The 17,554-nt window shown below is 48.0% G+C and carries 18 protein-coding genes and 1 other annotated feature; of the genes, 2 read left to right on the top strand and 16 right to left on the bottom strand.

Features of this window, described 5'->3' with window-relative positions; all coding sequences use genetic code 11:
- Positions 1 to 115 precede the first annotated feature (115 nt).
- Both ACQ5DJ_RS19395 and ACQ5DJ_RS19390 read right to left on the bottom strand, forming a co-directional pair.
- The gene (locus tag ACQ5DJ_RS19395; RefSeq protein WP_429843893.1) at positions 116 to 712 is read right to left on the bottom strand and encodes an Hsp20/alpha crystallin family protein; all 597 of its coding nucleotides are present in this window, start codon (positions 710 to 712) and stop codon (positions 116 to 118) included.
- A gap of 84 nt (positions 713 to 796) precedes the next feature.
- On the bottom strand, positions 797 to 2,158 hold the full coding sequence (locus ACQ5DJ_RS19390; protein ID WP_429843892.1) for an LCP family protein: 1,362 nt from the start codon (positions 2,156 to 2,158) through the stop codon (positions 797 to 799).
- 237 nt (positions 2,159 to 2,395) lie between these two features.
- Here ACQ5DJ_RS19390 and ACQ5DJ_RS19385 point away from each other — a divergent pair, with 237 nt between their 5' ends.
- The gene (locus ACQ5DJ_RS19385; protein WP_429843891.1) at positions 2,396 to 3,325 is read left to right on the top strand and encodes an NAD(P)/FAD-dependent oxidoreductase; all 930 of its coding nucleotides are present in this window, start codon (positions 2,396 to 2,398) and stop codon (positions 3,323 to 3,325) included.
- A 14-nt stretch (positions 3,326 to 3,339) separates the two neighbouring features.
- Entirely contained in the window at positions 3,340 to 3,822 is a 483-nt protein-coding gene (locus ACQ5DJ_RS19380) for an NUDIX domain-containing protein (RefSeq protein WP_429843890.1), read from the top strand.
- Positions 3,823 to 3,887: 65 nt separating this feature from the next.
- Here ACQ5DJ_RS19380 and ACQ5DJ_RS19375 read toward each other — a convergent pair whose 3' ends face one another.
- From ACQ5DJ_RS19375 to spoIIGA, 14 genes are all read right to left on the bottom strand, one after another.
- The gene (locus ACQ5DJ_RS19375) at positions 3,888 to 5,261 is read right to left on the bottom strand and encodes an MFS transporter (RefSeq protein ID WP_429843889.1); all 1,374 of its coding nucleotides are present in this window, start codon (positions 5,259 to 5,261) and stop codon (positions 3,888 to 3,890) included.
- A gap of 15 nt (positions 5,262 to 5,276) precedes the next feature.
- Positions 5,277 to 6,428, bottom strand: coding sequence for a mandelate racemase/muconate lactonizing enzyme family protein (locus ACQ5DJ_RS19370; protein WP_429843888.1), 1,152 nt, complete (start codon positions 6,426 to 6,428; stop codon positions 5,277 to 5,279).
- The gene (locus ACQ5DJ_RS19365; protein WP_429843887.1) at positions 6,415 to 7,188 is read right to left on the bottom strand and encodes a TraR/DksA C4-type zinc finger protein; all 774 of its coding nucleotides are present in this window, start codon (positions 7,186 to 7,188) and stop codon (positions 6,415 to 6,417) included. Before ACQ5DJ_RS19365 ends, ACQ5DJ_RS19370 begins: the two co-directional genes overlap by 14 nt.
- A 153-nt stretch (positions 7,189 to 7,341) precedes the next feature.
- On the bottom strand, positions 7,342 to 10,119 hold the full coding sequence (gene ileS, locus ACQ5DJ_RS19360; RefSeq protein ID WP_429843886.1) for an isoleucine--tRNA ligase: 2,778 nt from the start codon (positions 10,117 to 10,119) through the stop codon (positions 7,342 to 7,344).
- A 46-nt stretch (positions 10,120 to 10,165) separates the two neighbouring features.
- Positions 10,166 to 10,433 (bottom strand) — a binding site (T-box leader).
- Between the two features lie 70 nt (positions 10,434 to 10,503).
- Positions 10,504 to 10,995, bottom strand: a complete 492-nt coding sequence (locus ACQ5DJ_RS19355; protein WP_144614106.1) for a DivIVA domain-containing protein — start codon at positions 10,993 to 10,995, stop codon at positions 10,504 to 10,506.
- A gap of 100 nt (positions 10,996 to 11,095) precedes the next feature.
- Entirely contained in the window at positions 11,096 to 11,869 is a 774-nt protein-coding gene (locus ACQ5DJ_RS19350; protein ID WP_429843885.1) for an RNA-binding protein, read from the bottom strand.
- Between the two features lie 12 nt (positions 11,870 to 11,881).
- Positions 11,882 to 12,145 (bottom strand): YggT family protein, encoded by a 264-nt coding sequence (locus ACQ5DJ_RS19345; RefSeq protein ID WP_376897558.1) that lies wholly within the window; start codon positions 12,143 to 12,145, stop codon positions 11,882 to 11,884.
- Positions 12,146 to 12,176: 31 nt separating this feature from the next.
- Positions 12,177 to 12,602 (bottom strand): cell division protein SepF, encoded by a 426-nt coding sequence (locus ACQ5DJ_RS19340; protein WP_017249548.1) that lies wholly within the window; start codon positions 12,600 to 12,602, stop codon positions 12,177 to 12,179.
- A 42-nt stretch (positions 12,603 to 12,644) separates the two neighbouring features.
- On the bottom strand, positions 12,645 to 13,343 hold the full coding sequence (locus ACQ5DJ_RS19335) for a YggS family pyridoxal phosphate-dependent enzyme (protein WP_429843884.1): 699 nt from the start codon (positions 13,341 to 13,343) through the stop codon (positions 12,645 to 12,647).
- 20 nt (positions 13,344 to 13,363) lie between these two features.
- The gene (pgeF, locus tag ACQ5DJ_RS19330; RefSeq protein ID WP_429843883.1) at positions 13,364 to 14,194 is read right to left on the bottom strand and encodes a peptidoglycan editing factor PgeF; all 831 of its coding nucleotides are present in this window, start codon (positions 14,192 to 14,194) and stop codon (positions 13,364 to 13,366) included.
- Between the two features lie 81 nt (positions 14,195 to 14,275).
- Positions 14,276 to 14,554, bottom strand: a complete 279-nt coding sequence (locus ACQ5DJ_RS19325) for a YlmC/YmxH family sporulation protein (protein WP_017249551.1) — start codon at positions 14,552 to 14,554, stop codon at positions 14,276 to 14,278.
- Between the two features lie 160 nt (positions 14,555 to 14,714).
- Positions 14,715 to 15,494, bottom strand: a complete 780-nt coding sequence (sigG, locus tag ACQ5DJ_RS19320) for an RNA polymerase sporulation sigma factor SigG (protein WP_007717728.1) — start codon at positions 15,492 to 15,494, stop codon at positions 14,715 to 14,717.
- A gap of 149 nt (positions 15,495 to 15,643) precedes the next feature.
- Positions 15,644 to 16,366 carry an RNA polymerase sporulation sigma factor SigE gene (gene sigE / locus ACQ5DJ_RS19315; RefSeq protein ID WP_007717727.1) on the bottom strand — a complete coding sequence of 241 codons (723 nt, stop codon included), beginning with the start codon at positions 16,364 to 16,366 and terminating at the stop codon, positions 15,644 to 15,646.
- A 2-nt stretch (positions 16,367 to 16,368) separates the two neighbouring features.
- Positions 16,369 to 17,331 (bottom strand): sigma-E processing peptidase SpoIIGA, encoded by a 963-nt coding sequence (gene spoIIGA / locus ACQ5DJ_RS19310; protein WP_429843882.1) that lies wholly within the window; start codon positions 17,329 to 17,331, stop codon positions 16,369 to 16,371.
- Positions 17,332 to 17,554 lie beyond the last annotated feature (223 nt).

The following is a 17,554-nucleotide window of genomic DNA, read 5'->3' as shown; positions in this document are numbered from 1 at the left end:
TAGTGGCCTAACGGCCCGGGTTTTTCTTACTGTCCACTAAACGGGGCCTTGACCAGATATCCAGGTTCTTTTTTGATTTCCCACGAACGAAACTGTCCTGCACACCCATTCTTTTTTACAAACTCGCTTTAAATGTTGTTTTTCGTTCGTTCCCAACTCCATCACGCATCAAAAAGATCTCTAACACCCCATCCTGATACTGGGCCCTCATCCCTCTTGAACTAACGGAAACCGGTAGAGGCAGCTTACGATAAAAAGGGCCGTAGCTTCTTTCCCCTTGTGTACGGAGCCCCTGGTGCCCACTTTCTTTGATGATCCCCTTCACCTCCAGCAACCGTTGGTCGGAGAGAGTAATCTCCAGACTATCGCGATCGAAGCCCGGGAGTTCACAGGAAACAATGACCATTTGCTCTGATTGGAAGATATCCGAGACTGGAGAAAAATGCGAATCGTCTACCTTCCCGAAACGCATCGATTTTTCCTTCGACTTTTTTTTCGCCTTTTTCACGGGTGGTACATTTGGCGCAGCGGCGGAGGCCGTCTTTTGTGCTGCTTGCTTATTGAGCGTCGCGATATTCTCCCAAAAATTCGTATCCAGCACCTGTCCCATCTGACTCAATGCTTTCCACGGATGATCTGGGTCAAAGCCGAGCTTGGACAAGCTTTCAGATGCTTTTTGCAACTGCTTCATGGTCTCTTGTAGGTTTTTCATAAGTTCCGCACTCCCTTCCCAGCAAAGGCAAGACTGTCTATGTATGATAGAATATGTGCTTTTGCCTGGGGGGTGTGCTCAAGATCATCCAGTTTGCCCGATGTCAGCACTATCTGTCGCCGGTGCAGGCGGGGCCAAAATATCGGGTGGTGGCATATTACTATCCGACGGTTCAGGATTAGGTTCGCCGCCATTTCCATCTGGTACAGTCGGCGATGTTACAGGCTGCTGTGTTGGATCTGGAACTGTATTTGGTGGTGGTGTGGCTGGTTTTTTTGTTTTTGGCTGCTCTTTTACACCTGTCGTGGGCTTGGGATTCGGAGCTGGTGTTCTCTTCTCCGCTTTCATTTCGACCTTGGCTACTTCCGCTACCGCTGCATCACTAAGCTGTTCGCCAGGTCCAGCTGCTCCCACTTCTGTTTGCAGGGCAGTTCGAACAGCTTGCATGTTCTCCCTCGGCCATAAGGAATAAGGAGAGCTCCAGATCGCCCCATTATCCAAAGTAACCATGTTGCTTGACGAAAAGCTGGCAAAATCAAGTGCCAAACCTTTTATTTGGTCTTTTGACAGATCGGTTTTGATATGCTGACCAACGGTATCCAGTACGGCTGTCAAACTCGATAATCCATCCATGGACATGCTCTTTTCTGCTACAGCCCGAATCACCTGCTGCTGTCTGCGATTGCGATCAAAGTCGCTCGAGTTGTAAGCGTCTCCACGTCTGTCGATGCGATGACGGACGAAGCCAAGTGCCTGCTCCCCGTTCAATACTTGTTTCCCTTTTTTCAAACTACGGTATACACCTTGCTTCGGCAATTCGTATACGAGATCGCGATCTACGTCAACCGTAATCCCGCCTAGCTTGTCAATGACCGCTGTGAAGCCCTCAAAGTCAAGCTGCACGTAATGCTCAACCGAGATCCCCAGCATGTGATTCAATGTTTTTTTGAGCATCGTCATGCCATTTTCTGTAACAGGCTTCCCTTTGATTTCCGCATCCTTCCTGATATTTTCCCCTAATGCAAACACTTCATTTACTTTGTGAAAGCCTGGATATCCTGGGATTTGAACGCGGGTATCACGGGGCAACGATACCATGCTCAGCTTTTGCGTAACAGGATTGGCGACTGCGACGACCAGAACATCCGTGTTTAACATACCGATGTTTTTGCGCGTGTCCACCCCTACGATGGCAAAGGCGATTGATTTCTTTTGTTCGTACGGCTTCTCCACCACGGGCTGATCCGGTAGCTTGTACGGGTCTACCGTTACAACGTCCAGTGTCTTGTCTAACTGGTTGAGGGCGAAACCTGCTCCTACGGCCAACAAACAGAGGAATAAGCAACTCGCCAAGAGCAGATACATCCGCTTGCTTCGCTGACCACGCTTGATCCGTTTACGCGGCTGTTTTGCAGGAGCTTGAGGCTTGTCATTCTTGGCTTGCACGTTCGGTTCACTCCTTTTTAAAATCACGGGGTCTATAGTGCTTTGGGCTTTTCATTTTTCAATATATTCTGGAAAACTTTCGTCCCATTTTACCACAATTTGCCGCCAAAATGTAGAATTCTGCCGATTCAGCTCGATCGGTTTTCCCTGAGAGTTCTTGCACTTGCGAATCGAAACAGGTAGTCTAAAACTGAGGAAAATCAGATAGATGAATAAGGGAATCGGAGGGACTTGAGAGTGGAACACATACAGGTGCTGATCGCAGGTGGCGGCATCGCAGGGTTGTCCGCAGCAATATGGTGCCAACGATTAGGTCTTTCTTGTCTTCTTATCGAAAAAACGGATAGACTCGGCGGCCAATTGCATCACATTTACAACGAGATTACCGACTTTCCGCCCCATGTATATGACCAGGGAGCTGCCCTTGTAAAGGTACTGATCGCACATCCTTTCATCCAGCAGCCAAACATACGATTGAACGAAGCCATTCTTTCCATTGATCGGGAAACGAAACAGGTCATTACTTCGAAATCTGTTTATCGTGTCGACTATCTACTCATCGCCACAGGAGTTGGCTGCAATGAAATACCGGCCTTAGCTGATTGTCCGAGCGTCCTGTCGCCTTGGTTTTCTACAACTGCCCAAGCGCACACCATCGCCGGGCAAGATATCGCCGTTATAGGCGGTGGAGATCGTGCATTAGAGAGTGCAGCAAATTTGAGCTTGCATGCCCGACAAGTTTATCTGTTGGTTCGGAGCAGTGAGTGGCGTGCTCGTCCCGAATGGCAAAAGAAAATCACAGGCCTACCCAACATCCAAGTCCTGTGGGAAACACAAGTAAGTGACTATCAGGAGGAAGAGGCACGGACGGTTCTGGCACTCACCTCTACTCGCACAGACAATCCGGAGACGATCATAGTCGATTGGATTCTGCCACGAATTGGTGTTCATGGAAACACAGCTGGTTTCGATGGCTTGGACACGTTTGGCGATGACTATTTGCAAACAGATTCGTCTCAACGAGTCAACTCTCCATGGATATACGCAGTCGGAGACGTGAGCAACGGAGCCGCTTATGCGAGTTTGTCACTGGCAGTTGGTCAAGCGATGAAGGCAGTCAAGCATATTTCCTTGCAAATTCAAAACAACAGATCAATGAGCCTGTAGAAGGAGAGCTTTGCATGTACGCTTTTTACGACGGTTTCGGCTTACCTGTCAAGCTAACCTTTTCCCCCGAAGAGTATCGTAACCACCAAGCAGGTCACGTGCTGATCTTCGCTTTTTATCAAGGAAAGCTGTTATTTACTCGCCATCGTACACGTGGTGTGGAGCTACCAGGGGGAAAAGTAGAAGCAGGTGAAAACAGCCTGGCAGCAGCAGTGCGCGAAGTTTATGAGGAAACCGGTGCCATTCTGGAAGGGATTGAGCGCATCGGACAGTACACCATCGACGACTCGATGCGAAAAGACATTTATATCGCAAGAGTAGCGCAATATACAAACCAGCCAAGCGGCTCAGACGTGCTTGCCACCATTGTGTTTGAGGATATCCCGCGAGATGTAAAAGGCAATCAGGAGTTTAGTCGCATTCTGCAAGATGATGTGTATCCCCTCGCACTCGAACGAGCCCTACGTCATCCCTTTGCGGGGTCCCAGCCATCATAAACAGGCCCGTCTCTGTCGCTCCCCGGCATCGTATCCGGTGAGAATGATCGACAGAGACAGCCTGTTTATTGTTTTTCCTTTTCCTTCTTTCCTGACAACACACGCTTGACGAGCTCATTTGGATCAAAGCCATACTTTTCGATGGCACTCTCACGTTGTGCCTCGTGTACCGTTTCTGGTTCAATTCCCAGTACCTCTGATATTTGCCGCCACCCTTTCGTTTCGCTGTCTTTTGCCCCTTGTTCTTGCTGCTCGACCTGCTTGGGCTTTAAGAAAAAGATCGCAAGCACAGCGAAAACGAGCGATAAACCTGCGATTGATAGAAACATGACCGTTCGAGAAATCCCGAGCAACCAAGTAAAAATAGGTGGACCGATCGCAACACCGATAAAACGGACTCCGCTATACAAAGAAGTAATCATGCCCCGCTCTGTTTTTTGCACGGCCCCAACGATCATGGAGTTCAAGCAAGGTAAAATCATCCCGGTCCCCATGCTGCCGATGACCAAAATACCAATCAGGACATAAGCCCCTTTGACAAAGCTAGCCAGAATGTAAGACGTAGCCAGCAAAAACATACCGATAATCACAAACAGACGCATCAGCTTCAGCTTCTTTTTTATGATGATTCCTGTTACATACGCCGCTATACTCATTACGAGCAAGGGAATCGCCAAAAAGAAACCTTTGATGACACCATCGATCTTGTATTTTTCTTCCAATAAATCGGACAGGTAAAACAGTACACCAAACAACGTGAACAAGCAGATGCTCCCGATAAAAAATGCGGGGACAAGCCATTTCCCATGCTGTTTAAACACTTGTGCGATCGAATGCATGTACTGCTTGACGGGGAGCGGCTTCTTATCCTGCTTCTTTTCCTTGGTCAGAAATAAAAACACCAGGAGAACGACACCGCAAATAATCGGAAAAGCTAAAAAGACCATGTACCAAGAAATGAGAGCAAGCAAGGAGCCAAAGATCGGACTTAATACTTTTCCCATCCCGTTTGATGTTTCCAAGAGCCCCAATGCCCTACTCTCCGAAGCGCCATCGAACAGATCCCCTACCAATGCCATCGCGATGGGGGCTGTCCCAGCTGCCCCGATCCCCTGCAAGACTCGCCCTCCCATGATAGCCATATAGGGTTGATCCAGCCACAGCGCGGAAAGCCCTGCGACCAAACCACCCAGACCGTACAGGGCAAGGGAGATGATAATGACAATTTTTCTCCCAAATCGATCTGACAGATAGCCGGCAAAAGGGATAACAATACCTGCTGCAATTGAAAAAGCGGTGATCAACAGGCTCGTCTGTAAGGCAGTGAGCTTCATTTCCGTTTTCATTGTAGGTAGTACAGGGATCAGCATCGAGTTGCCCAGTACCATCACCAATGGAACCCCGACAAGCCCAATTAGGTTTTTCGCATTTTGTGCCATACGAAACTCCTTGTCTTACGCATAAGCGCTACCGTCCCAGCGCAACGCGTTAATAATCTCCCAATCAGGCTCGACGCCAGTTCCAACTCCAGTTGGTAGCGTCACTTCGCCATTTATGGGTCGCAGCGGAAACAATTGTGTAAACGGGTTCTCCATGACATCCCATTCGACAGGCTCAATCGGATGACTATCCATTTTGGTCCATGCCAGCAAGCAAGCTTGTGCAAATAACGTATACAATCGTGCCAGCGATCCGTCAAAGGAATGTGGAGACACGCGATAGCCAAACTGACGGGCCATTTGTAGATGCGTTCGATAATCGTCAATGCCCCCCGTATGCATCAGGTCAGGCTGAGCAATATCGATGGCGCCACCCTCATACAAGGGCAAAAACTGTGTACAACGAATCAAGTTTTCTCCGCCAGCAAGCGGAATGGATAATGACGAACGAAGCTTCACATACTCGTGTGTACGATCCATAGGCATCGGCTCCTCCAGCCAAAGCCAATTGCCATAACGGGAAAAAAGCCCTTCCCACTTCCTTGCAGTCGCACAGTCGTAGCTCTGATTGGCATCTACCGCTACTTGAACTTGTTCGGGAAACAAATTCATCAGTTTTTCGATATGCGTCTGATCCTCTTGAACAGAGCGGCCGCCAATCTTTACTTTCACCATCTTGAAGCCATCGTCTACTTGCTGGGTGACTTGCTTCCATGACTGTTGCATCCAGTCTTCTGTTTCACGGTAGGATTGGAGGGAGGCATATACCGGGATGCCCGAATGTATCTGACCTCCCCACAGTTGACACACAGATAACCCCGCCGCTTTCGCCAAAATTTCCGTAAGTGCCATACTGACACCTGAAGCCGATCGCTGATGCCACTTTCCAATGACATCGACAATGGCTACTCTGTTATCCACCTGCTTACCTAGCAAGTACGGAATGATGCGCTCACTAAAGCCCTTATGAAGCGTCGGCAGCCAATCAATAATTTCTCCCCAGCCATCTATACCAGTCCGTGTGATAATCCGAATGAGATAACTGGTTCGATAACGCTTATACCCATTCGCATCACCGTAAGCTTGCGATAGACGATGGAGTAGCGGATACGTTTCCACGCGCTCAATTTGCAGGTCCAAGACCGCTACCTGTTCATGAGTAGTCATCCATGCCCTCTCGCTCTGCCTGCTCTCCCTCGTAATCATCATAGGAGAGGAAGTTTCCTTTCCCTTCTCCTTTTCTCATGTACTCCTCATACGTCCCGCTTCTCATAAAATGCACACTATCCGGTCCTTGATAGCCTTCAATATCGGTATAACCGATTTCCTCTACGGCTTCTACAAAGCCATCCGGCTCATTGCTCTCGATATACATTTCGTCGTAATCCGTTTTGTCGGGTTCCTGGTACGAAAAAGGCGTGCTGGATGTCCCCCAAGACTCGACAATTTGCCAAGCATCCTCACCGTCAAATCCGTTCTGTCCTTCTTTTTCATCCAAAGATGTACGTCCGAACGGCGGCTGCAAAAACTGTTCCTCGATCGGACGTGACTCGTTGACTGACGGCGCTGGTGCATGCTCCTTGCACGTTTGTGCCTGAGGCAGTGCTTCCAGTCGCTCCACGGGTATTTGCTCTCCACAAACCGTACACAGGCCGTAGGTGCCTTCCTCCATACGCTGTAGCGCCTGATCAATCTCTTTTAGAGTCTCACGATCGAGACTATCTAGGGCCAAATCTTTTTCCCGTTCAAACATCTCACTGCCGATATCTGCCGGATGATTATCGTACATGGCAAACTCCTGCAAAGAGGTTGTCATCGGTTCTCTCATACCATAATGGTCCTGTACGCGGTCTTCCAGTTCTTTTTTCTGTTCCAGCAGCTTTTCCCGGAAGCTGGCCACCATTTTTTGGTCCACGCTGTACACCACCTTTGTTTGGTTTCCTCAACAGGTAGTATGTCTTGCTCCCGTAGGAAATATGACCAACAAAACGTCATGACCGTTTCCCCCAATGAGAGGAACGTTTTTCACAGCAAAAAACCTGCCATCCTCAAAGAGAATGACAGGTTGATCAACCAATTTTTATTCTGTTACATGTGCGTAGTGTTCTTCTACGATATCTGCGCAACGTACGCAGAGTGACGCGTGCGACTCGCGAGTGCCAACATCAGGTTTCACTACGCGGCAACGCTCGCATTTTCCACCGTCTGCGGCAGAAACCACAGCAGCAATGCCTTCGAGTTGTACTGCTTCTGCTGGAGCAGACTCGCTGTGTACATCCACGTGAGCCACGATGAACAGGTCAGCCAGATCGTCCATTGCTGCCAATGTTTTCGCAACTTCTTCCGTTTGTGGGTACAGAGCCAGCTTCGCATCAACGGAGTTACCGAACACCTTGTTGCGGCGAGCTTCTTCCATGGCTTTGAGCACTTCGTCTCGGATCGCCAGGAACGCATCCCATTTGCTCTCTGCTTCTGCTGCAAAGCTGAGATGTTGTTCGTCACCTTCTGGCATATCCGTCAACTGCACACTCTTCTCTTCCACGCCTGGAATGAACGCCCACACCTCATCGGCTGTATGCGGCAACAGTGGAGCAACCAGCTTCACCAGACTGAGCAAGCAATCGTACATCACTGTCTGTGCAGCACGTCGTTTCAAACTATCTGGCGCTTCTACATACAAGCGATCCTTGCAAATATCCAGATAGAACGCGGACAAATCAATGACGCAGAAGTTGTGAACGGCATGGAAAACGGTATGGAACTGATATTCATCGTACGCTTTGCGTGTACGCTTCGCCACTTTTGCCGCTTTCGCCAGAACATAACGGTCCAGCTCTCCCAGCTCTTCGTATGCTACGCGGTCTGTTGCTGGATTGAATCCATCCAGGTTACCCAACAGGAAGCGGAACGTATTGCGGATTTTGCGGTACACCTCAGCGATCTGGTTCAGAATCGCATCGGAAATGCGCACATCAGCCTGATAATCAACGGAAGCTACCCACAGACGCAAGATGTCTGCGCCCATCTTGTCAATAACTTGTTGAGGCACGATGACGTTACCGAGGGATTTGGACATTTTGCGTCCTTCTCCATCCAATGCAAAACCGTGGCTCAGGACGGATTTGTAAGGAGCTGTGCCATACACGGCAACACCCGTCGAGAGAGAAGAGTTGAACCAGCCACGATACTGGTCAGAGCCTTCCAGATACAAGTCGGCTGGCCAAGCAATGCCTCTTTCGCGCAATACAGCCTGGTGGCTTGAACCGGAGTCGAACCAAACATCCATAATATCCGTTTCTTTGCGGAAATCCTTGCAATCGCATTTGGTGCAAGAAAGCCCTTCTGGAACCAGTTCATTTGCTTCACGGGAGAACCATACTTTCGATCCTTCTTTACGGAACAGATCAGCAACATGGTTGATCGACGTGTCGTTAATGATCGGTTCGTTACACGATTTGCAATAGAAGATTGGAATCGGTACACCCCATACACGCTGACGGGAAATGCACCAGTCGCCACGATCCGCAATCATGTTTGCCAGACGAGTTTCTCCCCAATGAGGAATCCATTTTACATTTTTAATCGCTTCGAGCATTTGCTCTCGGAATCCGTCGATAGACGCGAACCATTGCTCTGTCGCGCGATAAATAACCGGTTTTTTTGTACGCCAGTCATGTGGATAGGAGTGCGTGAAGAAATTGAGCTTCAAGAGTGCTCCGGTTTCTTTCAGCTTTTCTGTAATCACTTTGTTGGCATCTTCGTAGAACAGACCTTCAAAGCCTGGAGCCTCATTGGTCATTTTACCTTCGTGATCTACTGGGCAAAGGACACCCAAATTGTACTTTTGACCAATGTTAAAGTCATCTTCCCCGTGTCCTGGAGCAGTATGAACGCAACCAGTACCTGCATCCAAGGTTACATGCTCACCGAGGATGAGTGGAGACTTGCGATCGTAGAACGGATGCTGCGTTTCTACGCCTTCCAGATCTTGACCTTTAAAGGTCGCGAGAATCTCTACGCCTTCCCAGCCAATTTCTTTGCTCGCGGCTTCAATCAGACCGTTGGCTACCAGGAATTTGCGACCATCTACCTTCACTACGTTGTACTCGAGTTCAGGGTGCAGGCTGATTGCAAGGTTTGCTGGCAATGTCCAAGGAGTCGTTGTCCAGATAACAACGCCTGTTTCTGTGTCCAGCTTACCTTTTCCATCTGCTACCTGGAAGCTAACGTAAATAGAAGGAGAGCGCTTATCTTTGTATTCGATTTCTGCATCAGCCAGAGCAGTCTCAGAAGACGGAGACCAGTACACGCAGCGCAGACCTTTGTAAATATAACCCTTTTTCGCCATTTCGCCGAATACGCGAATTTGGTTGGCTTCATACTCAGGCAGCAGTGTCACATAAGGGTTTTCCCAATCTCCGCGAACGCCCAGACGCTTGAATTGGTCGCGTTGCTTGTCGATATAGGACCACGCATACTCTTCACAGCGTTGGCGGAAATCGTTCACTTCGATGCTGCGACGATCCAACCCTTGTGCGTTGATAATCGCTTGCTCAATCGGCAAACCATGTGTATCCCAACCTGGGATGTACGGCGCATAAAATCCTGCCATGGATTTGTAGCGAACGATGAAGTCCTTGAGAATTTTGTTCAGTGCGTGACCGATATGGATGTCTCCATTCGCATATGGAGGGCCATCATGCAAGACAAAAGACGGGCGGTCTTTTGTACGATCTAGCACTTGTTGATAAATATTTTGCTCTTCCCATCCCGCTTGCATCTGTGGCTCGCGGCTTGGCAAATTTCCGCGCATCGGGAAATCTGTTTTTGGTAGCGCTAAGGTTTTGCTGTAATCCATGGCCTGATTCACTCCTTAAATAAATAAAAGCTTTCACTCATCCCCAAAAAGGGACGAGAGAAAGCTCCCGTGGTACCACCCTGATTGAACAAACCCGTACGACAAAAAAGCCTGTATCGGATTCGTTCCACTCACTCATTCGTAACGGGAATGACGCGCTCACTTACTCACCTGTTTAACCATCAAGGTTTTCTGGGCTTTCGGATATTGAACTCCCGGGTGATTTTCTGCGAAAGCAACTGGCCGGGTTTTCACCTTTTCCCGACTCTCTAGACAGTGCTGACTCACATACTCTTCCCGTTCATCGTCTATGATTTGGATAAGTGCCTATTTCGAAAAAGTTGTCTTTCATTATAGTACCATCATTGGTCGAACGTCAATGATTTATTCAACGGTGACAGCCGAATCTGCCTGAGGCTGTTCAATATTGTCCCAATCGCCATTCTCCAGCATTTCCAGCTGTGCTTCCAAAAGCGTCCGAAAGCGCATACGGTAAACCGAAGCACGTTTTTTTAATTCTTCGATTTCGATTGCGATTTTGCGCGACTTCGCCAATGCTTCATTGACGATTCGATCTGCATTTTTCTCGGCTTCTTTTAAGATGAGCTGCGCTTCCTTGCGGGCATTCGACTTCACGTCCTCCGCTGTCTCCTGCGCCACCAGAATCGACTTGCTCAAATTTTCTTCCAAGCTCTTATAGTAATCTACGCGCTCATTCAAAATGGCTACGCGCTCTTCCTGTTCTTTTTTCTCTTTTATCAAGAGCTCAAAATCTTTGATCACCTGATCGAGAAACTCGTTCACTTCGTCAATGTTATACCCACGAAAGCCTGTGCTGAATTCCTTATTGTGTATATCCAACGGCGTTAATGGCACATGAACCCCCCACTTTTCCCGATAATTCGTCTTCAATCATTTCGACAGGATTAGCTGTGTTTCCTGCCGTATTTTACAATTTTTTGCGCCTTGGTCCATCTTATGTAACCAGTCCGACAATCATGCGAAGTCTTCCGCTGCGTGTTGGACCTGCTACCTCAAGAACTTTGAACCGACCATAACCTGCAAGAGAAACCATATCACCCATCTGGAGTTGATAAGATGGGTCTTCGATTACTTTCCAGTTGATTTTTACTTTTCCTGCTCGAATTGGCACCAGTGCTTTTGCGCGAGACATATTGTGTACTTCTCCGATGATCGCGTCAATTCGCGGTGATGGCACGGTGATCGTTTTCTCTACAAGCTTCGTTGCAGGTGGCGTAAACGCCTCCCATGCTACCCGCTCAAACTGAACAGATGTCCGATGAATTTGCGTCACCTGCGCACAGACAAAATCAGCGACTTCTTCTGCAACAATCGCGTAGCTGCCAGCTGAATCTGTCAGCATATCTCCGAATTTCTCCCGCTTCATCCCGACGCCCAGCATCGCCCCCATTACATCTCGATGCTCCAGCACATGAAAGCGCTGATCACCCTTGATTGCCAATAAGGTAAGGCGATAATCCTCAGGCTCGACTGGGAGGTACTCCGGATGGATGATGATACGTACACGCTCGGCACCCTCGTAGCCTCCATAAGGAGAAACCTTCACATCTCTTACTTGTGAAGATAGACTCTGAAAAATCATCAACTGCCTAGGGTCTACAAAATCAGTAAGGCGCATGGCCTGCTTCCGCTCTACTTGCGTCAGCATTTCCAGCGCCCGTTCAACAAAGGGACGTTCTTCTTTTGAAAAATGGTCAAATATGCTCATCGTTTCACTCGCCTACAGGATTTGTTGCAAAATGGCGTACAGGCCAGATTGGGCAAAGCGCAATGCAATCAATGCGACAATCGGGGAGATATCGATGAAGCCGAGCGGTGGAATAAACCGGCGAAATGGTGCCAAATAAGGCTCAACCAATCTTTCCAGTAACTGTCCGATGCCTGTACCTCTCATTTGAGGAACCCATGACATCAAAATGTAAGCAATAATCATGTATTGATATACCGTAAAGGCAAAATTTAAAATCGAAATGACAGCAGTCATTGGCTCACCCTTTTAATTTCGTCTTAATTGGCTACTCTTCCAACACACTGGAGATCGTACCCTGAATATCTACATGGTCAGGCGTGCACACGAAGATCGTGTCTCCGACCTTTTGGATATCGCCGTTTAATGCGTAGACCGTCCCGCTCAAAAAGTCGATAATTCTCTTGGCTTGGTCTTTTTCCACGCGATGGAGGTTGACCACAACGGGTCTACGATGACGCAGGTTGTCTGCGATATCCTGCGCGTCACTGTAATGACGGGGTTCACAGAGAATCAAACGGATTCCCTCCTTTTCCCGTGCTTGAAACGGTACCACGTTATTAGCTCGACCCGTCGGCTGGCGTTTGTGCGAGGATTCTTGCTCTTCTCTTTCCTCTTCAACCGTTGTTGTCTCTTCGATGTACTCCTCGTTTTCTAACCCCAGAAACCCCATCAATTTATTCATAACACCCATACTCTTCCTCCTCTCTTACTCCGTGGTTTGGTCTGTTTTCCTTTACTCCGGCTTGACCAATACCGATCCCAAACGAATATATGTAGCTCCCTCTTCAATGGCTACTTCAAAATCACTAGACATGCCCATAGACAGCTCTTCCACCTGTGCGTGCGGGAATGCCATTTCGTTAATCCGTTGCTTCCACTCATATAAGCCACGGAACACCTGTCTGGCTTCCTCTTCGTTTTCGACAACAGGCGCCATCGTCATTAATCCGACGATACTTATATGTTTCATATTACTGGTTTCGCGCAAAAAAGCCAATACGTCATTGGGACTAAGCCCAAATTTTGTCTCTTCGCCGGATATATTGATCTGCAAAAAGCATTTTACGACATGATCCAACGCTTCACCGCGTCGATTCAGCTCTTGTGCCAAAGAAAGTCGGTCCAGAGAATGGATGTACGGGAATCGTCCCACGACTTCTTTTGCCTTATTCGTCTGGAGGTGCCCGATAAAATGCCAGATCCCTTTATCCCCGTGTAGCTGGTGCTTGGGCAGGGCATCCTGCACGCGATTTTCCCCGATATTCTCTACGCCTACAGCGAGCAAGTCCCCAATGGCATCTGCGTCGACATACTTGGTCACGGCAATAATTTTTACTTCTTCACGTTTGCGGTTCGCCCGATCGCAAGCAGCCTGAATTCTCGCTTCGATGGAATGCAGTCGTTCTTTTAACAGTTCTTGTTCCTTGGTCATAACGAACCCTTCCCTTTCTTCTACAAGTTTTCCTTCCAGCCGATATAGGAAGCCATGCGTCCGGTAGTTCCTTGTATCCCGGCTTCCTTGCGGTGAGAGAAAAACAAGTCTGTTCTGCAGCTTGTACACCAATCCGTGGATAAAATATTCCCTGAAGAAATTCCTGCTTCGAGCAATATCTCTGTATTCAGCTGACGAAGGTCCAGCATATACCGCTCCCCTGTGGAGGAAATGACTGCTTTTTCCCAATCGGCTACACAAGTGCGTACTTGCATCATGATTCGCTCATCGACTTCATAGCAACAGCCGCTAATGGATGGGCCAATTGCGACTCGAATGAATTCTGGCTTTGCCTGATAGTGCTTCGTCATGGCTTTCACCATTTCCTCGGCAATACGGCCTACTGTTCCCTTCCATCCTGCATGCGCAAGTCCGATTGCTCCCGATTGGGGATCTAGAAAATAGAGAGGAACGCAATCTGCATAAAACGAGGTCAGCAAGACTCCTTTTTCAAGGGTAAACAAACCATCCGTTGCAGATATGACGTCCTCTAGGCTTTCTTTTCCCGCACCGCCTGCTGTTACCTGGCATACCCGATTACCGTGCACTTGATCAGCGCATGTCCACGCCGTAAAAGACATTCCGACTTGTTCTGCCAGCTTGCGTCTATTGGCTACTACGTTCGCAGATTCATCACCCACATGCAATCCCATATTAAAAGACCCGTACGGTTGTTCACTTTCCCCGCCTGAGCGAATCGTAAACCCCGCCACTAAGCCAGGAAATTGTTGCTCCCACTCTGTTACCGATAAGATTGACTTATCCTCTACCCTGACAAATGGTTCTCTCATGTTGTCACCTTCCTCATATGGCTAATCATACCATAGCCGAAAAGAAAAGAAAGGCTATCCATGCCTTTCTCCCTTTACTCGTTAGTATTCTTCTCCACCTGAAGTTTTTACTTCAACTTTAAGTGCTTCTTCCATCCGAACAAGCACCACATCTTTCCCGATCTTCACAATATTGCGCCAGGGTATGACATAATCGTTCCCGGCAGAAAAGAAGCCGAGAAACTTGCCTGGTCCCGGTACGACGATAGCCTCTACACGACCGTGACGCAGATCGATCTCCAAATCTGAAATTTGCCCAAGCCGTTTCCCATCGAGAATATTTACCACTTCTTTGGTCTGGAAGTCAGAGATTTTTACCATTCTTCCTCACCTTCTTTTCTCCGTTACTTTCAGTATATGAGTCCAAAGAGGAATATGTCCGCTTCTTTGCCAAAAAGTAAGGCGATTGAAATCTAACTTGTCCACTCGTACAAAAAACCCGAACGGTACAAGACCGCCGGGTCGCCTATTTGGTTTCTCCTTACGATTGAACGTGCTTTTGCATATGGGCAATTGCCGCTTTTTCTAATCGAGAGACCTGTGCCTGAGAGATACCGATTTCCTCTGCTACTTCCATCTGCGTTTTTCCTTCGTAAAAGCGCATGGATAATATCATTTTTTCTCGGTCACCTAGCCGCTGCATTCCCTCACGAAGCGCAATTTCCTCTACCCACGTGACATCTTTGTTCTTCTCGTCACTAATCTGATCCATTACGTAAATCGGATCGCCGCCATCCTGATAAATCGGTTCAAACAATGAGACCGGATCTTGGATCGCATCAAGTGCAAACACGACGTCTTCTTTGGCTACGTTCAATTCCTGAGAAATCTCGATAATGGTAGGCTCTCGCGAATGTTTGTTGGTCAGATTGTCACGCACCTGCAAGGCCTTGTACGCGATGTCTCGCAAAGAGCGGGAAACACGAATCGGATTGTTGTCCCGTAAATAGCGTCGAATTTCTCCGATGATCATCGGTACGGCATACGTGGAAAACTTCACATTTTGTCCGAGATCAAAGTTGTCGATCGCTTTCATCAATCCGATGCAACCCACTTGAAACAAGTCATCCACGAACTCTCCGCGATTGTTGAATCGTTGGATTACGCTAAGCACCAGTCGCAAGTTGCCGTTGACCAGCTTCTCGCGGGCAGCCAGCTCCCCACTTTGCAGGCGCTCAAACAATTCCCGCATCTCTTTGTTTGTCAACACCGGAAGCTTGGAGGTATCTACCCCGCATATCTCTACCTTATTGCGCGTCACGTCTTTCCCTCCTCGAAGCAAGAAAAAAGTCCCTAACCCGGTTGTCTTGAAAGGCCGCGTAACTGACGCGTAGCCGACCAAGAAGGTGGCAAAAACCACCATCTGTTTCGGTTTAGGAACAGTATCCCCCCAAGCTGGGAAAATATGCGTTAGACCATCTTGTTGAATTCTTTTCGCAACCGTTTTATAATTCGCTTTTCCAAACGCGAAATATACGACTGTGAGATTCCCAACAAATCTGCTACATCCTTTTGTGTCTTTTCCTCTTCCCCAGCTAAACCGAAGCGCAACTCCATGATAATTCTCTCGCGGTCAGACAGCTTATCCAGTGCTTTTTTCAGAAGCTTTCGATCCACTTGGTCCTCGATGTTTTTATAGATCGTGTCATTCTCCGTACCCAAAACATCTGAGAGCAACAGCTCATTGCCATCCCAATCAATGTTAAGCGGTTCATCAAAAGATACCTCTGAACGAATTTTATTATTGCGGCGAAGATACATGAGGATTTCGTTTTCGATACAACGAGAAGCATACGTTGCCAGCTTGATGTTCTTGTCTGGATCAAAGGTGTTCACTGCCTTGATCAAGCCGATAGTGCCAATACTGACCAAGTCCTCAATATTGATTCCCGTATTCTCAAACTTGCGGGCGATGTATACGACCAGACGAAGATTGCGTTCAATTAGCATACCGCGGACAGCCGGATCACCAGACGGCAGTCGTCCGAGCAGCAGCTCCTCTTCTTCTCTGGTCAACGGTGGAGGCAATGCTTCACTCCCGCCAATATAATAGACTTCTTCGGCGCGTACACCAAGCCAGAGCAAGATTCGGTACCAGGTCAATTGGAGTTGTAGGCGAAGTTTTACATACATGATTAGCCCTCCTGTTTGAGAATAAAGGTTGATTCTTCCGTATAGGTTTCCATCATGGCTGGGTGCACGATGGCCTGATACTTGCCATCAGCGGCCAATGGGATCGGGTTAAGCCCGATTAACACCCGTTCTGTTTCAAAACGAATCCCGTCTTGCACGACCATGACATGGTCTGGTTTGATTGCGAGTAAGAAATCCATACCTCTTGACACGCTGCGATACGGGATCAAGCGTACCCGAGACTGCCATTCCAATGACAAATGGTCCCAAGATCCGTCCAGCTTCTCCCACACTCCACCGTTTTCATCGGCCTGTCGGAGAAGCGACGGCGGAAGCAAATGAGCGAACATGCGATTCTCCATAATCATAACGGGTATGCGTGTAATTGGCTCGTGTAACTGATTTCCTGTATCCACAAGTCCACGGCAAATGACTTTTTCCCCTGCCAACGTAACGACGACATCGACGAGAAAGGTTTCGATTCTTCGCGGCTCCTGAATCGCACGATAGCTCTTTTTCCCGAGGAAAAAGATCAGGATAAAACCGATCAGGACAATCCCCAAGGTTGGTTTGAAACCAACGCCAAATCCATCATTATGCGTAACAACCAGTCCATTCACAATTTCATTGCGCGGTGCCAAAAAATACTGTAGCCCAAGCACTCCCCCTCCGAACACAAATGCGACAAAGTAAAAAATGATCAAGTTTTGCGCAAACGACAACAACCTCCTGTTCCCAAAAGCAATCCACAGCATGATGACAGAAAAGAGCAGTTTGACCCACCATTGATACATCGGGGAAAACACAGGAAAAAAGAAAAACACCAGATACGCGGAGCCAAACAGAGAGGCAAGTATCATTCTCCACCACACCATGCGCTCTTTGCGAAAATAAGCAGTAAACCAGAGTAACAAGGTATCAATAGCCACATTCAGGAGTAGAATGATATCAAGATACACAACCACTTGCTTTCCCCCTCATCTTTTGACCGACTTGGCAGCAAGCATGTGTCCTAGCAAAAATGGTAAATAGTAGGACGACTTCTATCAGTAAAAGCAGTATATATCAATGTGTATGTAAAGTCTGTCAATTCTTGACGGTGTTTTTTTGGTTTTTTTGTCTAACATTTTTCATCGATTCAACGAAAAAAAGCCTTGTTCCCACTGACGGGAACAAGGCTTTTGACAG

It is taken from the genome of Brevibacillus sp. FIR094 (genome assembly GCF_050477165.1).
Classification (GTDB): domain Bacteria; phylum Bacillota; class Bacilli; order Brevibacillales; family Brevibacillaceae; genus Brevibacillus.
Note: the sequence above shows the minus strand (reverse complement) of the source record. Positions and strands in the feature narration are given on the sequence as shown.